This window comes from Rhodococcus sp. AC861 (assembly GCF_979256035.1).
This window is the reverse complement of record NZ_CEEDMW010000102.1, coordinates 1-240: the sequence shown is the minus strand read 5'-3', so window position 1 is coordinate 240 and position 240 is coordinate 1. Positions and strand designations below refer to the sequence as shown.

The window sequence follows — 240 nt, the reverse complement described above, 5'->3', positions numbered from 1 at the left end:
GCGCCGTCACGCGGTCGCCGCAGCACGTGCCGCCATCGGCGAGTGGTCGCAGTCGTCGATCGTCGACCGCGTGACGGCGCAGCGGCAGATCGCCGACGGGCTGGTCGATCGGGCAGCCGAACTCGCCGAGATCATGGCGCGCGAGGTCGGCACGCCGATCGCGCGGTCCCGCACCGTGCAGGACGGTCTGGGCGTGACCATCTTCCGGTCGATGGCGGACATCCTCGAGAACACGTCCCT

General features: G+C 71.2%; 1 protein-coding gene. It reads left to right on the top strand.

Going from position 1 to position 240, the window contains the following annotated elements; all coding sequences use genetic code 11:
* A partial coding sequence (locus AC0IX4_RS23320; RefSeq protein WP_471831452.1) for an aldehyde dehydrogenase family protein occupies positions 1 to 240 on the top strand: 240 nt, incomplete at both ends.